The organism is Nonomuraea rhodomycinica (assembly GCF_013363995.1).
Taxonomy (GTDB): domain Bacteria; phylum Actinomycetota; class Actinomycetes; order Streptosporangiales; family Streptosporangiaceae; genus Nonomuraea; species Nonomuraea rhodomycinica.
The window spans coordinates 1-21191 of sequence record NZ_JABWGO010000025.1; the positions used below are offsets into that span (position 1 = coordinate 1).

Sequence of the window (21191 nt, forward strand, 5' to 3'; positions counted from 1 at the left end):
CTTCCCAGCGCCGATGGTACTGCACTCGGGAGGGTGTGGGAGAGTAGGTCACCGCCGGACAATCTTTTGAGAAGGGGTTCATGCGGGCCTGGCTTGATGCCGGGTTCGTGTGGGCCCCTTCTCGCATTTTCGGGACACGGACGGATCGCGAGGGAAGCGCAGGCTTCCCTCGCCGTGAGGCGACGCCGGCTCCCCGCCACCGCTAGAGGGCCGTCTCTTCCTTCAACAATGCGAGCGGCTGGAATTCAGCGAGGAGTTCTTTCACTGCTGGGGAGGATCAACGCACCCCGCGCAGCCGTTGCAGGAGTAGGGCGAGCAGACCACAGGCCGTTCCCCACACCAGGTTGGTGATGAGGATCGACGTGCTGCCGAAGACGGCCACGGGAATCCCCCGCAGCAGCAGACCGCTGGTCGCGATGGCGAACAGTCCATAGACGGCTCCGGCGAGCGTCGGCGTCAGCACCGGGCGCCGTACCCGGGTCAGGCCCACGATGAGGATCCACGCCAGGGAGATCACCACCGTCAGCACGATGGGCGTCGCCGGCTTGCCCAGCGCGTCCGACAGACCGACGATGGAGAACAACGGCCGGACGAACGCGATGGCGGCCAGCCCGACGACGAGCGGCCAGTTGACCGAGTGAAGAGGCGACTCCGGCCGGCTGCCCGGCGCGGAAGGTGTGTTCGCTGTCATGTGGTCGAACGTACGGATGCGCCGCCTTCCCCCACATCGCCCCGCAGGAGTCATCTTCCGGCCCCGCTTGTACGTCGAGAAGCGACATCCATGCGGTTCCGTGCATCCGGCGGCTCACGAGACCGCAGACTGGGACCGGAGACCTGATATCGGCACACCGATTCCGGACCCGACCACCCGCACGCTGAGTCCGGAGGCCGACCATCCACACGCTGAGCCCGAAGACCGAGCATCGGGCCCGGAATCCGGCCTTCGCACACGGGAGAGCGCAACCGACCAGCCGCACGCCTGACTCGGCGAACGGGCGCAGGCGAGAAGCGGGACACAGAGAAGAGCAGACAAGAGAAGGGCGAGAGCAGAGGGCGAGGCATGCTCCAACAGGAAAGGCGGCGGTGGGACGCGGACGGCGTCCCCGAAGGAGTGGTCCTGGCCCTGGTGGCCGTCGGTCAGGCGGTCGCGGTCTCGTTCGTCATCGCCGCGGGCGCCCCGAGCAGCGGCTACCACGGGTGGGGAGCGTACGCCTTCGCGTGCGGGTTCGGCCTCGTCCTGCTCGCCCACCGGGTGGCGCCGCTCTCGGTCCTCGTGGTGACCGTACTCGGCGTCTTCCTCTACTACGCCCTGGACCATCCGCCCATCGGCATGGCCGTCCCCGCGGCGGCCGCCTTGTACTTCGCGGCCGAACGCCGCGACATCCGGTGGCCGCTGGGCGGAGGGCTGGTGCTGCTGGGTGTGTCGGCGTTCTTCCGCGTCGTCAACGAGCACGAGCAGGGTGACGTCCTCAGCTATGACCTGTTGACCAACGCGGCTCTCATCGGATGCGCCATCGCGCTCGCGTCCACGGTGCGGGGCCGCCGTCAGCTCCACGAACAGCAGCAGCGCATCATCGCCCTGGAGCGCGAGCGCGGACGCCACCGCGCCGAACAGGCCATGCAGGAGGAGCGGCTCGGCATCGCCCGTGACCTGCACGACACGATCGGGCACGCGCTGGCGATCGTCACCGTGCACGCCAACGTCGCCCGCGAGGCCGTCGGCCGCGACGACGAGGCGGCGGTCCGTTCACTCGCCAACGTGGTGGACGCCACGTCCCGATCCCTGCGCGAGCTGCGCACGACCGTGTCCATGCTGTCCTCCCCGGAGCGGCGGCGCCGGCGCGACCTCGCGCCTCACGGCCTGGAAGGCATCCGGACGGTCGTGGAGTCGGCCCGGCGCGCCGGGCTCACCACGCGGGCGGAACTGGACGCCGAGGCGTCTCGCGTGCCCCCCACGATCGCGACCGCGGCCCACCGCATCGCCCAGGAGGCCGTGACGAACGTGATCAAGCACGCTGAGGCCACCTGTGTCGCCATCACCACTCGGATCGAGGGCGACGCCCTGTACGTGACCGTCGCGGACGACGGCAAGGGCTCGGCCGCTCTCCGCACGGGAGGAGGCAGGGGCGTGGCCGGGATGCTAGAGCGAGCGACCCTGCTGGGCGGCGTCCTGACCACGAGCCGATCGCCGTCCGGGACGACGGTGACCGCGAGGTTGCCCCTTCCACCGGAGGAGAGGCTGCCGCCGGCCGGTGAGGAGCCGGTGGCGCAGCGGCCGTCCCCGCTGGAGGAGGGCCGCGTGACCGCCGGGTTCGGCCTGGCGAAGGATGAGGCGGCGAACGCGCCGCTGCCTCCGGCGTCGGAGGAGCGGGCGTGATCAGGGTGGTCATCGCCGAGGACGAGCCGCTGCTGCGGTCGGGTCTGCGCGCGCTGGCCGAGCGCGACGGCGACATCACCGTCGTCGCCGAGGCGGGTGACGGTCAGGCGGCGGTCGCCGCCGCTCGTGCGCACCGCCCCGACGTCGTGCTCATGGACATCCGGATGCCCGTGCTCGACGGCATCGCCGCGACCCGGCGCGTCGCCGGCGAGCTCGACGGCGTCAGGGTCGTCGTGCTGACCACCTTCGACGAGGACGAGAACGTCTTCGACGCGATCCGCGCCGGCGCGTCCGGTTACCTGCTCAAGGACGTCCGACCGGAAGAACTGCGCGGCGCCATCCGGCTCGTGGCCGACGGCCAGTCGCTGCTCGCGCCGTCGATCACCGGGAAGGTGATGCGGGCGGCCGCCTCGGCGCGCGGCCGGAGCCGGCCGGAGCTGGTGGAGGGGCTGTCCGGCCGTGAGCGCGAGGTGCTGGCCGCCATCGGTCGCGGGCTGAACAATCAGGAGATCGCCGCCGAACTGTTCATCAGCCCCGACACAGCCCGTACGTACGTCAGCAGGCTGCTCGCGAAGCTCCCGGCCCGCGACCGCACCCAGCTCGCCATCATCGCCTACGAGAGCGGCCTGGCAGGGCAGAGCTGACCGGCTGCCGCCCGATGGACGCCCGCCGACAAGGCTGCTGTCGCATGCCGTCTCCGGGCGTCCGTCGCGGCATCGGCTGAAGCGGTCGTGCAGGGCCCTCGTCCAGGGGGGCGCTCCGCGCTTGGGCGGGGGCGCAAGTCGGTGTCAACCCATCCGCAATCGCGCAACGGTACGAATAGACCCATAAGCACACCGAACCCTCGGAGGTGTCCGCAATGCCTCGTTCTGCACGAGCCCGTACGTCGTCGCAGGTGAGTGTCTCGCTGCTGAGCCGCCGGTACGGGCGGCGAAGCACGGGGGAACTCCGCTGGGTCGTCGGCTCGTCTGCATGAGTGAGGGGACGGTACGAGTCAGGAGAGCTTGCGGAGTCTTGGGATTCACAGGTGTACGGCTGAGAGAAGAGGGGAACGACGTACTAGATATGGAGCTCCCCCGTCAGGACCGTCACCGCGTGACCGGCCCGGTGGACTCGGTCCACGGCCGGCCCGGCACGTCGCACGGTCTCCTGCGGAGTGTGACGCTCCGTGATCCGGTTCCAGGTCGTTCGAACCGTGAAAACGCGGGTAGCGGAGCGGCACCGGAGTCACGCCACCCGGGTGGGCGCCTCCTCGGAGTGCGGCCGGAGCGGGCGGTGCGGGAGGAGTTCGGCGGGGAGGTCGCGATTGCTCCCATGCATCGCGACGACGCCGCTGTGGAGGGCTTTTTCCCGTCCGGACGGAACTGTGGCCACTCTCACTTCCTCGGCCGGAAAATCCATTGTGATCATGAAACTGGCCGTGCGATTCACTGTGGGCGTTCGGTCGGCGGTGGTGAATTCGCCCCCTCCGCGTCCCGTGCCGTGCGAATAGCGTTGGGGCGTCTCGACCGAGGTCGAGAACCACCTGAACCAATCCGGCCACGGGGGCATCTAAGACATGTGAGGCTCCGCTGCCTGCGTCCATGCGCGGGGAGCGGCTGACTCCGCGCGGCGGACCACGGCAGGATTACCGGGGGAAAGAAGTGTCGGTGAAGGCGTCTACAGTGGCGACCGACGCATGACTCGAAGCCTACGGGGGAGAGATATCCGGGTGAAACCTGGCCGCTTGCCGTACAAAATGGAATTGGTCGTGGGCGTGTCGCATGGCGAACGCGGAATCGTCGGTTACCGTCCAATGTGTAGGGACGTGCCGATTACGGTGAGTTCCTGAAGGAAAGGACAAGCCGATGGGGGCTGTGCGCAAGGTGGTGAACTACCTTGGCCTGGGCGGGGTCGACCAGTACGACGACCACTACGACGACGAGCAGTACGAAGAGGAGTACATGCCGGCGTCGGAGAGGGCGGCCAGAAGGTGGCGGTCGACGGTTGACCCGTCGCGAATCGTGATGGTCCAGCCGCTCAAGTACAACGACGCGCCGATGATCGGTCAGCACTTCCGTGACGGTCAGACGGTGATCATGGACGTGACGGGCATGCCGATGCCCGAGGCGACCCGGATGGTGGACTTCGCGGCCGGTCTGGCCTACGGCTGCGAGGGCCGGATCGAGCGCATCGCCGACCGGGTGTTCCTGCTCGCGCCGGCGCACGTGGAGATCGAGACCTCCTAGCGTGTGCGGAACGGAATGAGATGACGTCCGAGCGCGTGTGGACCGCTCCTATGGTCCAGCGCGCGGAGACCGGGAGTCCGGACATTCCTTCCGACACGCGCCTGGCTCCTGCCGCACGCCTCGGGCACGCCTGAGCCCCTCCGGTACACCTGCGTGCCGGGTACACCCGGGCTCGGGGTAGACCCGGCCTTTGGGTGGACCTGGGCTCCGGGATCGTCCGAGGGCGTGGACGAGTGAGCGGAGGTCCCAGTGCGGGAGTTCCGCAGGGCTCTTTTCGGCGGCGTAGGAGCGTCAGACGGCTTCATGTCCCGGGGTGGACCGGGTGGAACCTGCGTGAGGCCACATGAAGCCGCGTGGAGCCGCGTGGAGCCGCTGGGGACGGCTTCACGGCCCGGCGCAGAGCCGCCTCGGGCGGTTTCACGGCCCGGCGACAGCCGCCTCGGACGGCTGCGAGGCATGCCGGGCCTCAGATGCGTACCGAATCCCGGACGCGCGGCATCGCCTCAGATGCGGACACGAGCCTGAGAACGCGTCCAGTGCCGCACCACACCACTTCGACGACGCGGGGAGAGACCCGGAGGTCCTCCTGAGGACGCGAGATGAGCCGGAGGGCGCGCCACAGAGGGCCGGTCCGGCCGGTCCCGGCGACTTGAGCGTGGCCCGGCGTCCTGAGTAGGGCGTGAGGTCATGAGCGTGGTGCGGCGTTCTGAGCGTGGTGCGCGCTTCTTGAGCATGGCCAGGGGTCCTGAGCGGGACGCGCCGTCCTGAGTGCGGCGCAAGGTCCTGAGCGTAGTGCGACGTCCTGAACACAGCGGGCGCCCTGTGTGCGGTGCGGCGTCCTGAGCACAGCGGGCGTCCTGCGGGTGGTCCGGATTCCTATGCGGCGCGTGGGCCGCGTCGGATCAGCCGGGTCAGCTCGGTCGAGTCGTCGGCGGCCTGCTTGGCGCGTGCCTCCGCCTCGCGGGCGTACGCGTGCAGCGCCCACACCGCCCCGTCCGCCAGCTCCTTGAGCTCGGCGATGCGTGCCGTCACGTACCGGGCGTCCGACTCGATGGCGGCACGGCGCCGCCACAGGCGCCACCCCGCCAGCCCCATGAGGGCCACCCCCAGCACGACGAGCGGCCACCCGAACGGCAGGGCTCCCAGCACGCAGCCGACGCCGGCGATGATCAGGCCGATGGCCTCCCACGGACGGCGGCGCGGCAGCGTGCCCTCGGCCGCGATGGCGCTCTCCGCCGCGGCCATGGACGCCGGGTCGGCCCCCTCGGGGCGCAGCACGATGGGGTGGCCGAGCAGCGGCACGGTGACCGTCTCGGGCGGCTCCAGGCGGCTGTCGGCCTCCAGTTCCTCGGCGACTCCGCGCAGCACCGGAGCGGCCACGTGCAGCGCGATCGCCGCGAGGTGCGGGTCGGCGCCGGGACGCAGGTCGTCGAGCAGGTGCGTGGTCAGCGACGCCATGGGCCCGGCGGGGCCGCCGAGGCCGACGAGGGAGCGGAGCACGGCGAGCGGCTCGTCCTCGGCCCACGAGGTGACGGGGCTGGCGGCGCTGTTGGTGAGCGGGGTCGCGGCGTCGTGGTCGGCCTGCCGGGCCGAGGTGATCTCGGTGCAGCGGGCGCGCAGCCGCGCCAGGCGGGCGGCGGCCTGCGCCGGTCGCGCCAGCTCGGGGATCTCGGCCATCTCGGGGAAGTCGACCAGCGACACGGGCACGACCACGGCGGGTTCGCCGGGGACGAGCGCCTGCACCCACTGCCGGTGGTCGGCATGGTCGGGTATGGCCAGCGCGTCGAGCTTGCGCAGCACGAAGATCTTGCCGGCGGGGCCGAAGGCGCCGCGGGCGGCGGCCAGCCACAGGGAGCGCTGCCCGTGGGTGACGGGCTGCTCGACGGACAGGTCGCCGAAGGCGGTGCCGAGCCACGACGCGTGGATGCGGCTGCCGTGGCCCGCGACGGCCAGGGCCAGGCAGAGGAACAGCGCCGTGCGCTGCTGGTCGCGGCCGGCGGCCCTGCTCAGCGGCTCCAGCGGGTCGTCGCCGGCGAGGATCGCCACCAGCGCCTGGACGGCCGGCGGCAGCCAGTTGCCGGGGATGTCGGCGAAGCCGGGCGCGGTGGGGGGCGCGGTGCCGTTGGCGGCCAGGTGAGCCAGCAGCGCTTCGGCGTAGCGTCTCAGCTCCGCCGCGGCTTGGGGGCCGGCAGTCAGATCCGTGCTCAAGGCAGAGAACTCCCCCAATTTCGGCCTCGGTTCATGACCGCGTAAAGCGTAACCGGGGGGCGCGCCAACCCTGGGGAGGCGCGCCCACGTCGATCGGCACGTCGGCTGTCACATGCGCTCGGGGACCGGGACCCCCAGCAGGCCGAGCCCGGTCTCCAGCACGCCGAGCGTCAGGGCGCACAGCGCGAGCCGCGAGGCGCGCGTGTCGGCGTCGACGCCCTCCTTCAGCACCGGGCACTCCTCGAAGAAGGTGGTGAAGGCGGTGGCGGTGGCGTAGATGAACGCGCACAGCCGGTGCGGCTCGGTCGTCTCGGCCACCTTCTCGACGACGGCTCCGAACCCGAGGAGCTGGAGCGCCAGCGCCCGCTCGGCCGGGTGGCCGAGGACGATCGGGCCGGTGGCGTCGGCCGGGTCGACGCCGCCCCGGCGGAAGATGGACCGGATGCGGGCCTGGGCGTACTGGAGGTACGGGGCGGTGTTGCCGGTCAGGCCGAGCATGCGGTCGAAGTCGAAGACGTACTCGCTGTCGTGGCTGATCGACAGGTCGGCGTACTTGACCGCGCCCATGCCGACGGCGTGGGCGATCTCGGCGCGCGTCTCCTCGTCGTAGTCGCGGTCGGCGATGACCACGGAGGCGCGGTCGACCGCCTCCTGCAGCAGGTCGGCCAGCTTGACGGACTCGCCGGAGCGGGTCTTGAAGCGGCGGCCGTCCTTGCCGAGCATCATGCCGATCTGGACGTGCTCGGCCGAGACGGTGTCGGGCAGCCAGCCGGCCTGCCGCGCGGCGGCGAACACCATGCGGAAGTGCAGGGCCTGGTCGGCGCCCACGACGTAGAGGATGCGGTCGGCCTTGAGGTCGTGGACGCGGTAGCGGATGGCCGCCATGTCGGTGGAGGCGTAGCCGTAGCCGCCGTCGCTCTTGCGGACGATGAGCGGCAGCGGCTTGTCGTCGGAGCCGGTGAAGCCGGGCGGGAAGACGCACAGCGCGCCCTCGCTCAGCACCGCGACCCCGGCCGCCTCCAGGTCGTCGCAGGTCTTCTGGAGCATGGGGTTGTACATGCTCTCACCGGCGATGTCGGCGTCGGTCAGGGTGACGCCGAGCATGCCGTAGATCTTGTTGAAGTAGCGGACGGTGGCGTCCATGAAGACGTGCCACAGCCGCAGCGTCTCGGGGTCGCCCGACTGGAGCGTGGTCACCCGCGCGCGCGAGCGGGTCTTGAACGCCTCGTCGCCGTCGAACTTCTGCCGCGCGGCCTGGTAGTACTCGGTGCCCATGCCGGCTTCGAGCTGCGCGACCGCGGCCGGCTCGCCGATGTCGAGCAGGTGCTCGATGAGCATGCCGAACGGGGTGCCCCAGTCGCCCAGGTGGTTCTGCCGGATGACGGTGTTGCCGAGGTGCTCGTGGACCCGGGCCAGCGAGTCGCCGACGATCGTGGTGCGCAGGTGGCCGACGTGCATCTCCTTGGCCGCGTTGGGCGCGGAGTAGTCGATGACGACGGTCTGCGCGGGCGTGACCGTGCCGACGCCGAGCCGCGCGTCCTCCAGCATGCGGCCGGCCTCGCCGGCGATCCAGGTGTCGTCGAGCGTGATGTTGAGGAACCCGGGGCCGCTGACCTCGACCGTGCCGGGGAAGTCGGCCAGCTCGGCGGCGAGGGCCTCGGCGACCTCCCGCGGGGACCGTCGCAGGCGCTTGGCCAGGCTCATCGCGACGTTCGCCTGGAAGTCGGCGAACTGGGACGGCCGGATCAGCGGGTCTGCGTCGGCGTGCTCGGCGCCGAACGCCGCGGCCAGCGCCTGCTGGACGCGGTCGGTGAGCACCATCTGCGGGTCGGTCATGGTCTAAGGGTACCGGCGAGCCTGAGCGTGAGTCTGATCGCGACGGTGATCACCGCGGAGGCGACCACGGCGATGCCCACGGCGGTCAGGTCGTTGCTGAGGTCGCCGGGCTCCAGGGCGAAGAACTCGCGCACGAACGGGATGGACAGCGCCACCCCGAACAGCACCGCCATGGCGCCGACCAGGCCCACCCGCCACCAGGTGAGCGGGCGGGCGATGAGCACGAGCACCCACCAGGTGGTCAGGAACAGGGTGATCACCGCGGAGGTGCGGTCCTGGTTCAGGGTGGAGGTGCCGCTGTGCGCGGCCCAGAACGACAGCAGCACCGCGGCCGCGCAGAGCACCCCGGCGGGTACGGCGAAGCGCAGCACCCGGGGCACGAACCCGGGGCGCGAGCGCTCCAGCGTGGGCGCGAGGGCGAGGAAGAACGCGGGGATGCCGATGGTCAGCGCGTTGACCAGCGTGGAGTGCCGGGGGGCGAACGGGAACATGAGCCCCATGACGCCGGTCAGCAGCGACAGCACGATCGCGTAGAAGGTCTTGGTGAGGAACAGGTTGGAGACGCGCTCGATGTTGGCCAGCACCCTGCGGCCCTCGCCGACCACGTGGGGGAGCGTGGCGAAGGCGTTGTCGAGCAGCACCACCTGGGCGACGGCCTTGGTGGCGGGGCTGCCCGCGCCCATCGCGATGCCGAGGTCGGCGTCCTTGAGCGCGAGCACGTCGTTGACGCCGTCGCCGGTCATGGCGACGGTGTGGCCGCGGGACTGGAGCGCGCTGACGAACAGCCGCTTCTGCCGCGGGGTGACGCGGCCGAAGACGGTGTTGGCGGCCAGCATGTCGGCGAGCTTGTCGGGGTCGTCCTCGGGCAGGGTGCGGGCGTCGACGGCCCGGTGACCGTCGGGGATGCCGAGGCCGGTGGCGATGGCCGACACGGCCTCGGGGTTGTCGCCGGAGATGACCTTGACGGCGACGCCCTGGCGGGCGAAGTAGCCGAGGGTCTCGTGGGCGTCGGGGCGGATGCGCTGCTTGAGCGTGACGAGCGCGACGCACTCGACGCTGGTGTCCGGGTCGCCCCGCTCGGCGGCGGCCAGGTCGCCGGTGCGGCACAGCGCGAGCACGCGGGCCCCGGTGGAGGCGAGCGCCGCGGCCCGGTCGTAGCCGTCGCCGCCGTCGAGCAGCACGTCGGGGGCGCCGAGCAGCCACGCGCCGTGCTCGCCGAAGTCGGCGCCGCTCCACTTGCGGGCCGAGGAGAACGGCACGCTCGCGGTGGCCGCCCACCCGGCGGGCATCGCGGGATAGCGCACCTGCACGGCCTGGGCGGTGGCGTTGGGCCGCTGGTCGAGGTTGGCCAGGGCGGCCAGCGCCTCGTCCACGGCCCCCCGGTCGCCCTGTCCGTCGCCCTGGCCGTCGCCCTGGCCGTCGCCCTGTCCGTCGCCCTGCCCGTCGCCCTGCCCGTCGCCCTGCCCGGTCCGCTGCCCGGCGCCGATCGGCAGCACCTCGTCGAGGTCCATGCCGCCCGCCGTGAGCGTGCCGGTCTTGTCCAGGCAGAGCACGTCGACGCGGGCCAGGCCCTCGATCGCGGGCAGCTCCTGGACCAGGCACTTGCGCCGGCCCAGCCGTACGACGCCGACGGCGAAGGCGATGGAGGTCATCAGCACCAGACCTTCGGGGATCATGGTGACGATGCCGGCGACCGCCCCGGTGATGGCGGTGCCGAAGTCGGCCGAGTTGCGCAGCTGGCTGTAGATCAGCAGCGCGCCGATCGGGATGACCAGCCAGGTGACGTACTTGATGAAGTTGGCGATGCCCTGGCGCAGCTCGGAGTGGGCGAGGTGGAACTTGCTGGCCTCCTCGGCGAGGCGCACGGCGTAGGCGTCGGTGCCGACGTGGGTGGCGACGAACGCGCCGGAGCCCGCGACGGCGAAGCTGCCCGACAGCACCCGGTCGCCGGGCCGCTTGTGCACGGGGTCGGCCTCGCCGGTCAGCAGCGACTCGTCGATCTCCAGGCCGTCGGACTCGACGACCTCGCCGTCCACGAGCAGCCGGTCGCCGGAGCCGAGCAGGACGAGGTCGCCGAGCACCACGTCCTGCGGGTGGATCTCCTGGTCGCGGCCGTCGCGGCGGACCCTGACGGGCGCCTCGTTGATGACGGCCAGGCGGTCGAGGGTGCGCTTGGCGCGCCACTCCTGGACGATGCCGATCAGCGAGTTGGCCACGATGACCAGGCCGAACAGGCCGTCCTGCCACTGGCCGAAGATCAGGATGAGCGCCCACAGCACGCCGATCACCAGGTTGAACAGCGTGAAGACGTTGGCCCTGATGATGGCGCCGAAGGACCGGCTGGACCGGCGCGGGACGACGTTCCGCTTCGCCTGGGCGGCCTGTGCCGCGGTGAGCCCTTGCACGCGTCCCCCCGGTTCGTGTGTGGATGCGCCAAAGACTACGGGTTCACCAGAGCCTGTGTGATCGGGGAAGGGCGGCGATCCGGTCGCCGACGCGGGTCACGATGCCGCCTGACGACAGGTCCGCCGCGAGTGCGCAGGCGGCGCTGACGCCCGGGGCTCTGGACGACCCGTGCGCGATCACCACGGTGCCGTTGAGACCGAGCAGGACGGCGCCGCCGTGGGCCTCGGCGTCGAGGCGGTGGCGCAGCTCGCGGATGCGCGAGCGTTGCAGGAACGCTCCGACGCGGGCGGCCGGGCTCTCGCTGATCGCCTCGCCGAGCTGGTGGAAGGCGTAGCGGACGGCGCCCTCCATGGTCTTGAGCGCCACGTTGCCGGTGAAGCCGTCGGAGGTGATCACGTCCACGGCGCCGGTGAGCAGGTCGTGGCCCTCGACGTTGCCGGTGAAGCGCAGGCCGGGGGCGTTCTGGAGCAGCTCGTGGGCGCGTTTGACCAGCTTGTTGCCCTTCTCGGCCTCGGCGCCGATGGTGAGCAGGCCGACCTTCGGCTGGGCGAGGCCGTGGGCCAGCTCCGCGTACGCGGTGCCGAGGTGGGCGAACTGCACCAGCATCTCCGGCTTGGCGTCGGCGTTGGCCCCGGCGTCCACGAGCAGGGTCGGGTGGGGGCGGGTGGGCAGGGCGACGGCGATCGCGGGCCGCAGGACGCCCTGCTGGGGCTTGAGGCGGAGCCTGCCGGTGGCGACGATGCCGGCGGTCGAACCGGCCGACACCACGGCCGAGGCGTCGCCCCGCCGTACGAGGTGGCAGGCGATGGCGATGCTCGAACGGGGGCGGCGCAGGCTGGCCAGGGCGCCCTCGTCCATCGCGAGGAACTCCTCGGCCCGCACGATGGGGATCTCGTTGGTGGCGTCGTGGTCGGCGAGGGCCTCGTACAGGATCCGTGGCGGCCCGACCAGCACGACCTGCAGCCCGCGCTCGCGCACGGCGTGCACCGCTCCCGCGACGATCTCGTGGGGGGCGTGGTCGCCGCCCATGGCGTCGAGCGCGATCGGCTTGCTGTCGGACACTGGGTCACCTCGTACGGGCTGCGTGCCCGCCGAAAGGTCGCCGAACGCCGGCCCAGGGATGGGTCGGCGGCTGCACGGCGAAATCGCGCCGCAGGCGGGACGCTTGCCAGGCTAGCCGGTGGCGCCGGTGGCCGGTCCGCCGGGAGAGGCGCGCGGGGTGAACGCCGGCCCGGCGCCGGGCCGGCGCCGGGTCAGCGCAGGTTCCAGTCGGTGATGCCGCGGGACACGATCACCTTGGAGAACATCGACACGCCGGTGATGCGGATGAGCGGCCCGTCGCCGGCCGAGCCGCCGGTCACGTCGCGCTTGCCGAACGTGGAGCCGCCCTCGTCGATCACGTGGGCGTTGTCCGGGACGCGGACGATGAGCTTGGAGAAGCGGGCGGTGCACTCCAGCGTGACCTCGCGGCCGGGCAGCACGGCCTCGGACAGGTCGACGATCATCGCGCCGAAGGTCACGGCCAGCGTGGTGTGCCGGGAGGCGACCCAGCGGCCCTTGCGGATGATCTTGCTGAACGTGGAGCGGATCGTCTGCTGCTCGACGGTCTCGGGTGGACGGGAGGCCGTCACGTCCGGCAGGTCGGTGGTCAGGGGGACGAGCTCGCCGACGGTCTTGGCCGTGTAGGCGGCCTCGAGGCGGTCCGCGTGCTCGACGCTGGTGAGCCGGCCGGTGGCGAGCGCCTCGCCCAGCACGGCGGCCACGCGGTCGCGGTCGGTGTCGGAGGCGCGCAGCGCGGGATCGTGGGTCACGGCGCCAGTGTAGCTCCGAACGCGATATGTCGCGAGATGTCGCGCGGGGTCGCGGAAATCCACCCTCGACTCGGCGGAACCGAATCCCGGGTTACCAACGTCCGGATATAAAGGCCACAGACGCGCGACAGTGGCTTCAGGTTTACCGCCGCACGAACAAAAATGAGGGGAAACGCCTAGTGATCTTGAACCAGGCCGGCACACGACGCTTCCGGGCGTACACGTCCAAGCATCTCGACGACCTCCTTCTCCGGGCCGGGCTCGACGACGACGAGCGGCTGCGGGTGCGCGCCGTGGCCACGGTGCTCCCGTTCCGCACCAACGCCTACGTCGTGGACGAGCTCATCGACTGGTCGGCCGCGCCCGACGACCCCCTGTACAGACTGGTCTTCCCCCAGGCGGACATGCTGCCCGCCGCCGACGTCGCCCGGCTGGCCGACCTGCTCAAGGCGGAGGCCCCGACCGCCGAGCTCCTCGCCGAGGCCAACCGGGTCCGCGCCCGCCTCAACCCCCACCCCGCCGGGCAGATGGAGCTGAACGTCCCCCGGCTCGACGACGAACCGGTGCCGGGACTCCAGCACAAGTACCCCGAGACCGTCCTGATCTTCCCCAAGCAGGGGCAGACCTGCCACGCCTACTGCACGTACTGCTTCCGGTGGGCGCAGTTCGTCGGCGACGCCGACCTCAAGTTCGCCTCCGACGACGTCGAGCAGATGGTGCGCTACATCCGCCGGCACCCCGAGGTCACCAGCGTGCTCATCACCGGCGGCGACGCCATGATCATGGGTGAGCCGGTGCTCCGGCGCTACCTGGAGCCGCTGCTCGCCCTGGACCAGCTCGAATCGATCCGCATCGGCACCAAGTCGCTCGCGTACTGGCCGCAGCGCTTCACCACCGATCCCGACGCGGACTCCACGCTGGAGCTGTTCGAGCGGGTGGGGGCGGCCGGCAAGAACCTCGCCTTCATGGCCCACTTCACCCACCCGCGCGAGCTGGAGCCGCCGCTGGTCGAGGCCGCGGTCCGGCGCATCCTGGGCACCGGCGCCACCATCCGGACGCAGGCGCCGCTGATCCGCTCCATCAACGACGACCCGGCGCTGTGGTCGGCCATGTGGCGCCGGCAGCTGCGGATGGGGATGATCCCGTACTACATGTTCGTCGAGCGGGACACGGGCCCGCAGGACTACTTCGCGGTGCCGCTGGCGCGGGCCCACGAGGTGTTCAGGGACGCGTACGCGTCGGTCTCCGGGCTGTGCCGCACCGTGCGGGGACCGTCCATGTCGGCCACGCCGGGCAAGGTGTGCGTCGACGGGGTCACGGAGATCGCCGGCCAGCGGGTCTTCGTGCTCCACCTCATCCAGGCCCGCGACCCCTCCCTGGTCGGGCGGCCGTTCTTCGCCCACTACGACCCCACGGCGGTGTGGCTGGGCGACCTGCGCCCGGCCTTCGCCGACCGGTTCCCGTTCGAGCCCGCGGCGGAAGAGGTCGCGGAAGAGGCTCTGGTGGCCGTCTGAGCGGGTCCGGCTGACTCGCCCGCCCTTCCGGCGGGTCCGCCTCCCGGCGGGCCCGTCCGGTCGGGGCGGTCAAGCGAGCATCCGGCTACCGGAAAATCTGCGCGCCCGGCCCGCGGCATTCGTCCTTGCCGTTCGTCGTCCGCGGGCCGTCGGCGCGCTCGGGGAGCGGGCGGCGAATGCCCGGGAACGCCCCACCCTCGTGTCCCGACATGCCGCCCATTCACCCCGCCGTTCACCGGCCTCGTCCCGGATCTCCCCGGCCTCTTGAAGGGCCGTTGACCCGCCCAGCGGACCACTGAGCGCGGTGGTACAACTACGTTCAGTAGCCCAGCCGGGCGGCGCGCCGCGTGTGGTGCCCACCGCGTGCTCGTCTCGGCTTTCGGGGGGTCGTCGAGTCGTCTCTCCTCCGCATGCGAGAGCGATCGATCACGAGCCGGGAAGGCAATCATGAATCGTGTAGTCAAGACGGCTGTCGCCGTCGCGTCACTCGGGCTGGCGGCGGCCCTCACCGTCCCGCCGGCCCACGCGCAGGCGCACCGCTCCACCAGACCGCTCACGACCGGGCCGGGCGCGCCGGTCGCTCCGGGCGTTCCGGGCGCTCCGGGCGTGACGCCTCCGGTCGCCGGGATGCCGGTCGCCGGGGCGCTGGACGACGCGGCGGTCGGCCGGGACGCCGTGGCGGGCCGGACCCTGCGCGCCGACACGCCGGGAGGGCCCGTCGCGGGCGCCGACGTGCCGGGAGCGGGGACGCCGGGGGCGGAGGAGCAGGGCACGCCGGTCGACGCCGTCGCCCCGATCGCCCCTGCCGCCCCTGTCGCTCCGGTGGCTCCGGTTGCTCCGGGCACGGGGGTGTCCGGCGCCGAGGTTCCGGGGGCTCGTACGCTCGGCGCCGGCCTGCCCGTGGACCGGACGCCGCGCCCCGCGGTGCCGGGCGTCGTCCGGCCCGCCTCGCCGGACCCGCGCGGTGAGGGGAACGCCCGGGCGGGCGGACGCCAGGGCGGCGCGCGGAACGCCGCCGCCGCCGACCGCGACGGTCGCCGCAACGGACGCAGGGCCGGTACGGGCCGGCGGGCCTCGGGCTCCCGCGACGACGGCAGGGGACGGCGCGGGTCCCGCCACCCCCGCGAGTCCCGCGAGAACTGGGAGCGCCGCTTCGTCGAGCCCAGCCGTCCCGACCTGGCCGAGGACCCGATCCTGAGCGTCCCGGCGGGGCGGACACTGGATGACGCCCTGTCCCGGGGCATGCGGGAGGGCGCCACCGCACGGAGCCTGCCCCGCTCCGGGGCCGTCACGCGCAACGCCGCCACCCGCACGGCGGGCCGCGGCGCGGCCGGGACGGCGGCTCACGGCGCGGCCCCGGCCGTCGCCCGCAGTGTGGCCGGGACGGCGGCCCGTGGCGGGGCCCCGGCGGTCGCCCGCGGCGCGGCCCAGACGGCGGCCCGTGGGGTCGCGCAGCATGGCGCGCCGGTCGTCGCTCCGGCCCAGGGCGGTGTCTCTCCGAGCGTCCCGTTCGCGCAGGGCGGCGTCGGGCAGAGTGTCCCGTTCGCGCAGGGCGCTGTCTCTCCGAGCGTCCCGTTCGCGCAGGGTGGTGCGGCGCAGGGTGTCCCGTTCGCGCAGGGTGGCATGGCGCCGTGGGCTCCGGCTCAGGGGGCTGTCGCGCGGAGGGTGCCGATGGCGCGCGGTGACGCGGCGCCGGCCGGTACGCGGGCGCGCGGCTCAGCCCAGGGCGGCACGGCCTCCAGGGCCGCGCGCGGGGTCGCTCCCGGCGCTGTGGCGCCGGCGCAGAGCGGTGGGCTCCCCGGCGGCACGGCGGTGCGCGGCATCACCCCGGGCGGTGTGATGTCGGGCAACACGCTGGCGCGCGGCGTCACCCCGGGCAGTGTGGTGCCGAACGCGACGGTGGCGCGCGGGATCGTGCCGAGCGGTCCGCTGGCGCAGGGCGTGACCCCGGGGGCCGTGGTGTCCGGCTCTCCGCTGTCGCGCGGTCTCGCCTCGGGCACCGTGATGCCGGGCACGCGGCTGACCTGACGACCCGGGCAGCCGCCCGCCGTGCCCACCGGTGATCTGTGACAGGGAGTGGACGAGCGCCTTGGTGCCGGTGCTCGTACGGCCCCTCTCGTGAGCCGGTGGAACGGCGCGGGCCGGGCGGACGCGCCCGCGCCCGGATCACGCCTCAGGAGCCGCGCCGCCACTGCAGGGCGGCGACCCCGGTGAGAGGCGCAGCCCGCCGCCGGTCCCTCGACCAGGGACCGGCGGCTCTCCCATGTCCGGCTCCCGGCGGCCGACGCGTGCCGCTGATCGCGCGCCTGAGGGTCGTGGAGCCCGGAAGAGGCCACACGGCGGCGCCCGGCCCTCTGCGCGTCTGTGGTGGCCGATGGACGCCACGGCCGATGGAACGTGAGGTCGCCCCCTGCCGAGCCCTGGGCAGGGGGCGACGCTTCAGACGCGGACGCCGGTGCGGCGGGCGATCTGGGCCTGGAGGCGGGCCATCTGCCAGTGCAACTCGAGGAGCTGCTCGGCCAGCTCCATCCTCGGGATCTGTGTGACGTCCTCGACGGCCAGGTGGTCGATCGCGGCCGACAGCTCTCCCATCGCGCCCCCGTTCCCTTCCATCCGCGCCTCGTCATATCGAAACAACGTTCGAATCATACCGGAACGCAGGTCACGCTGTCAGGCGTTCGCCCCTCGTGTCGCAGGCGCACGACGAAGCCGCCGGGCGTGTCGTACGCGCCGGCGGCCAGGTGGTCGGGGGTTCGGGCGCTCGCCCCTCGCTGCGGCTCAGCCCTTGTTGTAGGCGGCGAGCACTTCCTTGGGGTCGCCGTCCATCTTGATCTTGCCCTTGTGCAGCCAGATGACCCGGTTGCAGGTCTCCTCGATGACCCGCAGGTCGTGGGCGACGAGGAAGACCGTGCCGGCCTCCTCGCGGATCTTCCTGATGCGCTGCTCGCTCTTCTTGCGGAACTCGCGGTCGCCGGTGGCCAGCGCCTCGTCGATGAGCAGCACGTCGTGGGTCTTGGCCGAGGAGATGGCGAAGCGCAGACGGGCGCCCATGCCGGAGGAGTACGTGGACATCGGCAGCTGGACGAACTCGTCGATGCCGGAGAAGTCGACGATCTCCTGGTACTTCTCCTTGACCTCGGCCGGCGTCATGCCCATGGCGTAGCAGCCGAGCACGATGTTGCGCTCACCGGTGAGCTCACGCATGAGCGCCGCGTTGACGCCGAGCAGCGACGGCTGACCGTCGGTGTAGACGGCGCCCGAGTGGGGCGGCAGGAGCCCGGCGATGGCGCGCAGCAGCGTGGACTTGCCCGAGCCGTTGCGCCCCACGATGCCGATGGCGTCGCCGTGGTAGGCCACGAAGGAGACGCCCTTGACGGCGTGGACCTCCTTCATCTGCGGCCGACCCTGGCGCCTCAGGATGCGCGTGAGGGCGTTGACCGCGTTGCCCTTCTCGACGTCGGAGGCCGCGCCGTACACCCGGTAGATGATGTGCAGGTCGTCGACGATGACGGTGGGCGTGCCGGTGGGAACGTCGAGAGGCGGGGTGGCGGCCGGCTTCGGCTGCGCGGCCGAAACCGCGGCCGGCTTCGGCTGCGCCTTCGCCTTGCCGTCCGTGCCGGCGACGGCGGGCTCCTCGGCCTTCACCAGTGACAGCTCCTCGGTAAGTTCAGCCACGCCCGTACCTCTCCTCGGCCCGCCAGAAGTACCAGAAGCCGAAGCACAGTGCGAACACCGCCCAGAATACGCAGGATATCCACACCGAATCCGGCGGAGTGTGCCCCCCGTCGCTCGTGATGAGGATGTCGCGCATGGCCTCGATGTAGGAGGCGGCGGGGTTGGCGTAGTACATGACGTCGGCCACCGACTGGGGCAGGTGGGCGGTGCCCACGACCTTCTCCTGGATGGAGAAGAAGACGCCCGAGGCGTACAGCCAGGTGCGGGTGATGAACGGCAGGAGCTGGTTGAGGTCGCGCATGGAGGCGCCCAGCCGCGCCATCACCAGGCCGGCGCCCACGTTGAAGAGCGTCTGGAGCAGCAGGACGACCGGCACCAGCAGCCAGGTCAGCGCGATGGGCTCGCCGGTGATGAGCACGATCACGAGGAGCACGCCCATGGAGATGGCGAGCTGCTGCAGCTCCTGGATGGTGTAGGCCAGGGGCAGCGAGGCCCTGGGGAAGTGCAGCGCGCGGATGAGCGAGAGGTTGCCGGAGATCGACTTGGCTCCCGCGGTGACCGACCGCTGGGTGTAGGTGAAGACGAACATCCCGGTCAGCAGGAACGCGGGATAGTTGTGGATGTGCCCCTTGCCGCCGAGCACGAGGCCGAACATCACGTAGTAGATGGCGGCGTTGAGCAGCGGGGTGAGGACCTGCCAGAGCTGGCCCAGGGCGGAGCTGGAGTACTTCGAGACGTTGCGGGAGGTGGCGTAGGTCAGGATGAAGTGCCGCCGCTCCCAGAGCTGGCGCACGTAGACAGGAAACCTCGGCCGCGCGATGGCACGGCGAAGCCCGTATCTCGCGGCGAGCTTGGCCAGCGGCTCCTGCCCGCCTCGGCCGCCCGCCTGGGCGTCCGCCACAGCGGATTCCGGCTGACTCATGGCAAGGACTCTATTGGATCCCGGTCGGTGGGGGCTGCCGCGCCGGTGCGCGGCAGACAGTTGGACGAAGTCCCGGAGCGCCCGGTTCCAAGGCGCGGCCAAGACCCGAACAACCGTAGCCCAGTGACCCGGCGCGTGGCGGGCAAGGGCGCGAGCACGATTCGGTAAGAGGTATTTTTGCTCGACTGTCCGTGTCCAGTCGTAGGGCCATCTGACGGTAATGGGAGCTTATGTTCCGTCTGTACCGAATGACTGTGACGCTGGATAGGCGCACGTGTGACCGAACTGCAACGCGCCAGAGACTCGCTGGTGGCACGTAGTGAGGGATAGTCGCGATCGACTGGCAGGGCGTCGGCTGGTTTGACCATGTCAGCCAAACCCGGGGGATTACCTAACCCCCCGTCAGGCTGCTCACGATCATCGCAGCTCAGCGCTTACGCCCACCTGTAGAGGGAGGAATCTTCTTACCATGCGTGTTACTAAGGGCGCACAGATCGTCGCCGGTACCGCGCTGCTGGCCCTCGCGGTTGCCGCGTGTGGTGGCGGCGGCGGCACCTCGACCGGCACCTCCGGATCGGGCGGCGACACGCCGGTTCGCATGGAGCTCGGCGAGCCGCAGAACCTGCTGGTCCCTTCGAACACCACGGAGTCCGAGGGCGCCGAGGCGCTCGCGGCGGTCTTCGAGCCGCTGGTGAACTATGACGAGAACAAGCAGGTCGTCATGGGCGCGGCGGAGTCGATCGACACCAAGGACAACAAGGTCTGGACGATCAAGCTCAAGCCGGGCTACACCTGGCACAACGGCGAGCCCGTGGTCGCTCAGAACTACGTGGACGCCTGGAACTACGCGGCCAACCAGGAGAACGCGCAGGGCGCGGGCTACTTCTTCGGCCGCGTCGAGGGCTACGCCGACCTCAACCCGGGTGAGGGCAAGCCGGTCACCACCAAGGAGATGAAGGGCCTCAAGGCGGTGGACGACACCACCCTCGAGGTCACGCTGAGCGCGCCGTTCTCGCAGTTCAAGACCATGCTCGGCTACACCGCGTTCTACCCGCTGCCCAAGGCCGCCTTCGGCGCCGACGGCAAGGTGACGGCCGAGTACGGCGAGAAGCCCATCGGTCAGGGTCTGTTCAAGCTGGACAAGCCCTACAAGAAGGGCACCGACCAGACCATCGACCTGACGGTGTACGACAAGTACCCGGGCAAGAAGCCGACCGGCTGGACCAAGCTCCAGTTCAAGCTCTACAACAGCTCGGAGACGGCCTACAACGACCTGCAGGCCGACAACGTCGACATCCACGACTCGCTGCCCGCGTCGGCGATCGCCAGCGCCAAGACCGCGCTCGGCGACCGCTACCAGGACCAGCCGGACGCCGGCATCGGCTACATCGGCTTCCCGCTGCAGTACAACGACGAGTACAAGGACGTCAAGGTCCGCGAGGCCATCTCCATGGCCATCGACCGGAAGACCATCGCCGAGACGGTCTTCTCCGGCACCCGTGCGCCGGCCGACGACTTCATCAACCCGGCCATCGACGGCTACCGCCAGGGCGCCTGCACCGCCTGCGCCTACGACCCGGGCAAGGCCAAGGAGCAGTACGCCGCGGCCAAGGGTCCGGCCAAGCTGGAGCTCGGCTACAACGCCGACGGTGGTCACAAGGAGTGGATCGAGGCCGTCGCCAACAACCTCCGCGCCAACCTCGGCGTCGAGGTGACGGTCAAGCCGTTCGAGAAGTTCGCCAACATCCTGGACGACCTGGACGCCAAGAAGTACAAGGGCATGTTCCGGATGGGCTGGGCGATCGACTACCCGTCCCCCGAGAACTACCTGACGCCGATCTTCTCGACCGGCGCCATCAAGACCGGCTCGAACTACGCGGGCTACTCCAACAAGGAGTTCGACGCGACGGTCGCCAAGGGCGACCAGGCGGCGACCCCGGAGGAGAGCCTGAAGGAGTACCAGGCGGCCGACGACATCCTCATCAAGGAGATGCCGTACATCCCGGTGTACTTCTACCGGAACAACTCGGGATACTCGACCAAGGTGAAGAACGTCAAGATCAACCTGCTCAACCAGGTTGAGTGGGCCGACGTCGAGAAGGCCTGACGCTTGTTCCCGGGGGCGGGGGGGGCCCCCCCCCCCCCCCCCCCCCGGCCCCCCCCCCCCCCCCCCCCCCCCCCCCCCCCCCCCCCCCCCCCCCCCACCGGGAAACA

15 protein-coding genes are annotated in these 21191 nt (G+C 71.4%); 6 read left to right on the plus strand and 9 right to left on the minus strand.

The window, feature by feature from the left end; translation table 11 throughout:
- Positions 1–277 precede the first annotated feature (277 nt).
- Positions 278–691, minus strand: a complete 414-nt coding sequence (locus HT134_RS44050; RefSeq protein WP_175606465.1) for a hypothetical protein — start codon at positions 689–691, stop codon at positions 278–280.
- Positions 692–1060: 369 nt separating this feature from the next.
- Here HT134_RS44050 and HT134_RS47980 point away from each other — a divergent pair, with 369 nt between their 5' ends.
- The 3 genes from HT134_RS47980 to HT134_RS44065 all read left to right on the plus strand — a co-directional run bounded on the left by HT134_RS47980 (position 1061) and on the right by HT134_RS44065 (position 4605).
- The gene (locus tag HT134_RS47980) at positions 1061–2377 is read left to right on the plus strand and encodes a sensor histidine kinase (protein ID WP_175606466.1); all 1317 of its coding nucleotides are present in this window, start codon (positions 1061–1063) and stop codon (positions 2375–2377) included.
- Complete coding sequence (locus HT134_RS44060) at positions 2374–3021, plus strand: response regulator (RefSeq protein WP_175606467.1); 648 nt, start codon at positions 2374–2376, stop codon at positions 3019–3021. The genes HT134_RS47980 and HT134_RS44060 overlap by 4 nt, the downstream gene beginning before the upstream one ends.
- 1203 nt (positions 3022–4224) lie before the next feature.
- Positions 4225–4605 (plus strand): cell division protein SepF, encoded by a 381-nt coding sequence (locus tag HT134_RS44065; protein WP_175595813.1) that lies wholly within the window; start codon positions 4225–4227, stop codon positions 4603–4605.
- 876 nt (positions 4606–5481) lie between these two features.
- On the opposite strand, the gene HT134_RS44070 is transcribed toward HT134_RS44065, so the two are convergent.
- From HT134_RS44070 to HT134_RS44090, 5 genes are all read right to left on the minus strand, one after another.
- A complete protein-coding gene (locus HT134_RS44070; RefSeq protein WP_246366605.1) occupies positions 5482–6813 on the minus strand; it encodes a hypothetical protein in 1332 nt (443 codons plus the stop codon).
- Positions 6814–6921: 108 nt separating this feature from the next.
- Entirely contained in the window at positions 6922–8649 is a 1728-nt protein-coding gene (argS, locus tag HT134_RS44075) for an arginine--tRNA ligase (protein ID WP_175606468.1), read from the minus strand.
- Positions 8646–11054 (minus strand): HAD-IC family P-type ATPase, encoded by a 2409-nt coding sequence (locus tag HT134_RS44080; RefSeq protein WP_175606469.1) that lies wholly within the window; start codon positions 11052–11054, stop codon positions 8646–8648. The genes argS and HT134_RS44080 overlap by 4 nt, the downstream gene beginning before the upstream one ends.
- Positions 11055–11097: 43 nt before the next feature.
- Positions 11098–12117, minus strand: coding sequence for a phosphate acyltransferase PlsX (gene plsX, locus HT134_RS44085; protein WP_312888912.1), 1020 nt, complete (start codon positions 12115–12117; stop codon positions 11098–11100).
- Between the two features lie 191 nt (positions 12118–12308).
- Positions 12309–12866 carry a DUF1707 SHOCT-like domain-containing protein gene (locus tag HT134_RS44090; protein WP_312888913.1) on the minus strand — a complete coding sequence of 186 codons (558 nt, stop codon included), beginning with the start codon at positions 12864–12866 and terminating at the stop codon, positions 12309–12311.
- Between the two features lie 179 nt (positions 12867–13045).
- Here HT134_RS44090 and HT134_RS44095 point away from each other — a divergent pair, with 179 nt between their 5' ends.
- Together HT134_RS44095 and HT134_RS44100 are read left to right on the plus strand one after the other, a co-directional pair.
- Positions 13046–14380, plus strand: a complete 1335-nt coding sequence (locus HT134_RS44095; protein WP_175606470.1) for a KamA family radical SAM protein — start codon at positions 13046–13048, stop codon at positions 14378–14380.
- 447 nt (positions 14381–14827) lie between these two features.
- Positions 14828–16408 carry a hypothetical protein gene (locus HT134_RS44100; RefSeq protein WP_175606471.1) on the plus strand — a complete coding sequence of 527 codons (1581 nt, stop codon included), beginning with the start codon at positions 14828–14830 and terminating at the stop codon, positions 16406–16408.
- A gap of 411 nt (positions 16409–16819) precedes the next feature.
- On the opposite strand, the gene HT134_RS44105 is transcribed toward HT134_RS44100, so the two are convergent.
- The 3 genes from HT134_RS44105 to HT134_RS44115 form a co-directional block, all read right to left on the minus strand.
- On the minus strand, positions 16820–16993 hold the full coding sequence (locus tag HT134_RS44105) for a hypothetical protein (RefSeq protein WP_175606472.1): 174 nt from the start codon (positions 16991–16993) through the stop codon (positions 16820–16822).
- A 165-nt stretch (positions 16994–17158) separates the two neighbouring features.
- Entirely contained in the window at positions 17159–18055 is an 897-nt protein-coding gene (locus HT134_RS44110; protein ID WP_175606473.1) for an ABC transporter ATP-binding protein, read from the minus strand.
- Positions 18048–18977, minus strand: a complete 930-nt coding sequence (locus HT134_RS44115) for an ABC transporter permease (protein ID WP_175606474.1) — start codon at positions 18975–18977, stop codon at positions 18048–18050. The genes HT134_RS44110 and HT134_RS44115 overlap by 8 nt, the downstream gene beginning before the upstream one ends.
- A gap of 469 nt (positions 18978–19446) precedes the next feature.
- Here HT134_RS44115 and HT134_RS44120 point away from each other — a divergent pair, with 469 nt between their 5' ends.
- Entirely contained in the window at positions 19447–21084 is a 1638-nt protein-coding gene (locus HT134_RS44120; RefSeq protein WP_175606475.1) for a peptide ABC transporter substrate-binding protein, read from the plus strand.
- Positions 21085–21191: the final 107 nt, after the last annotated feature.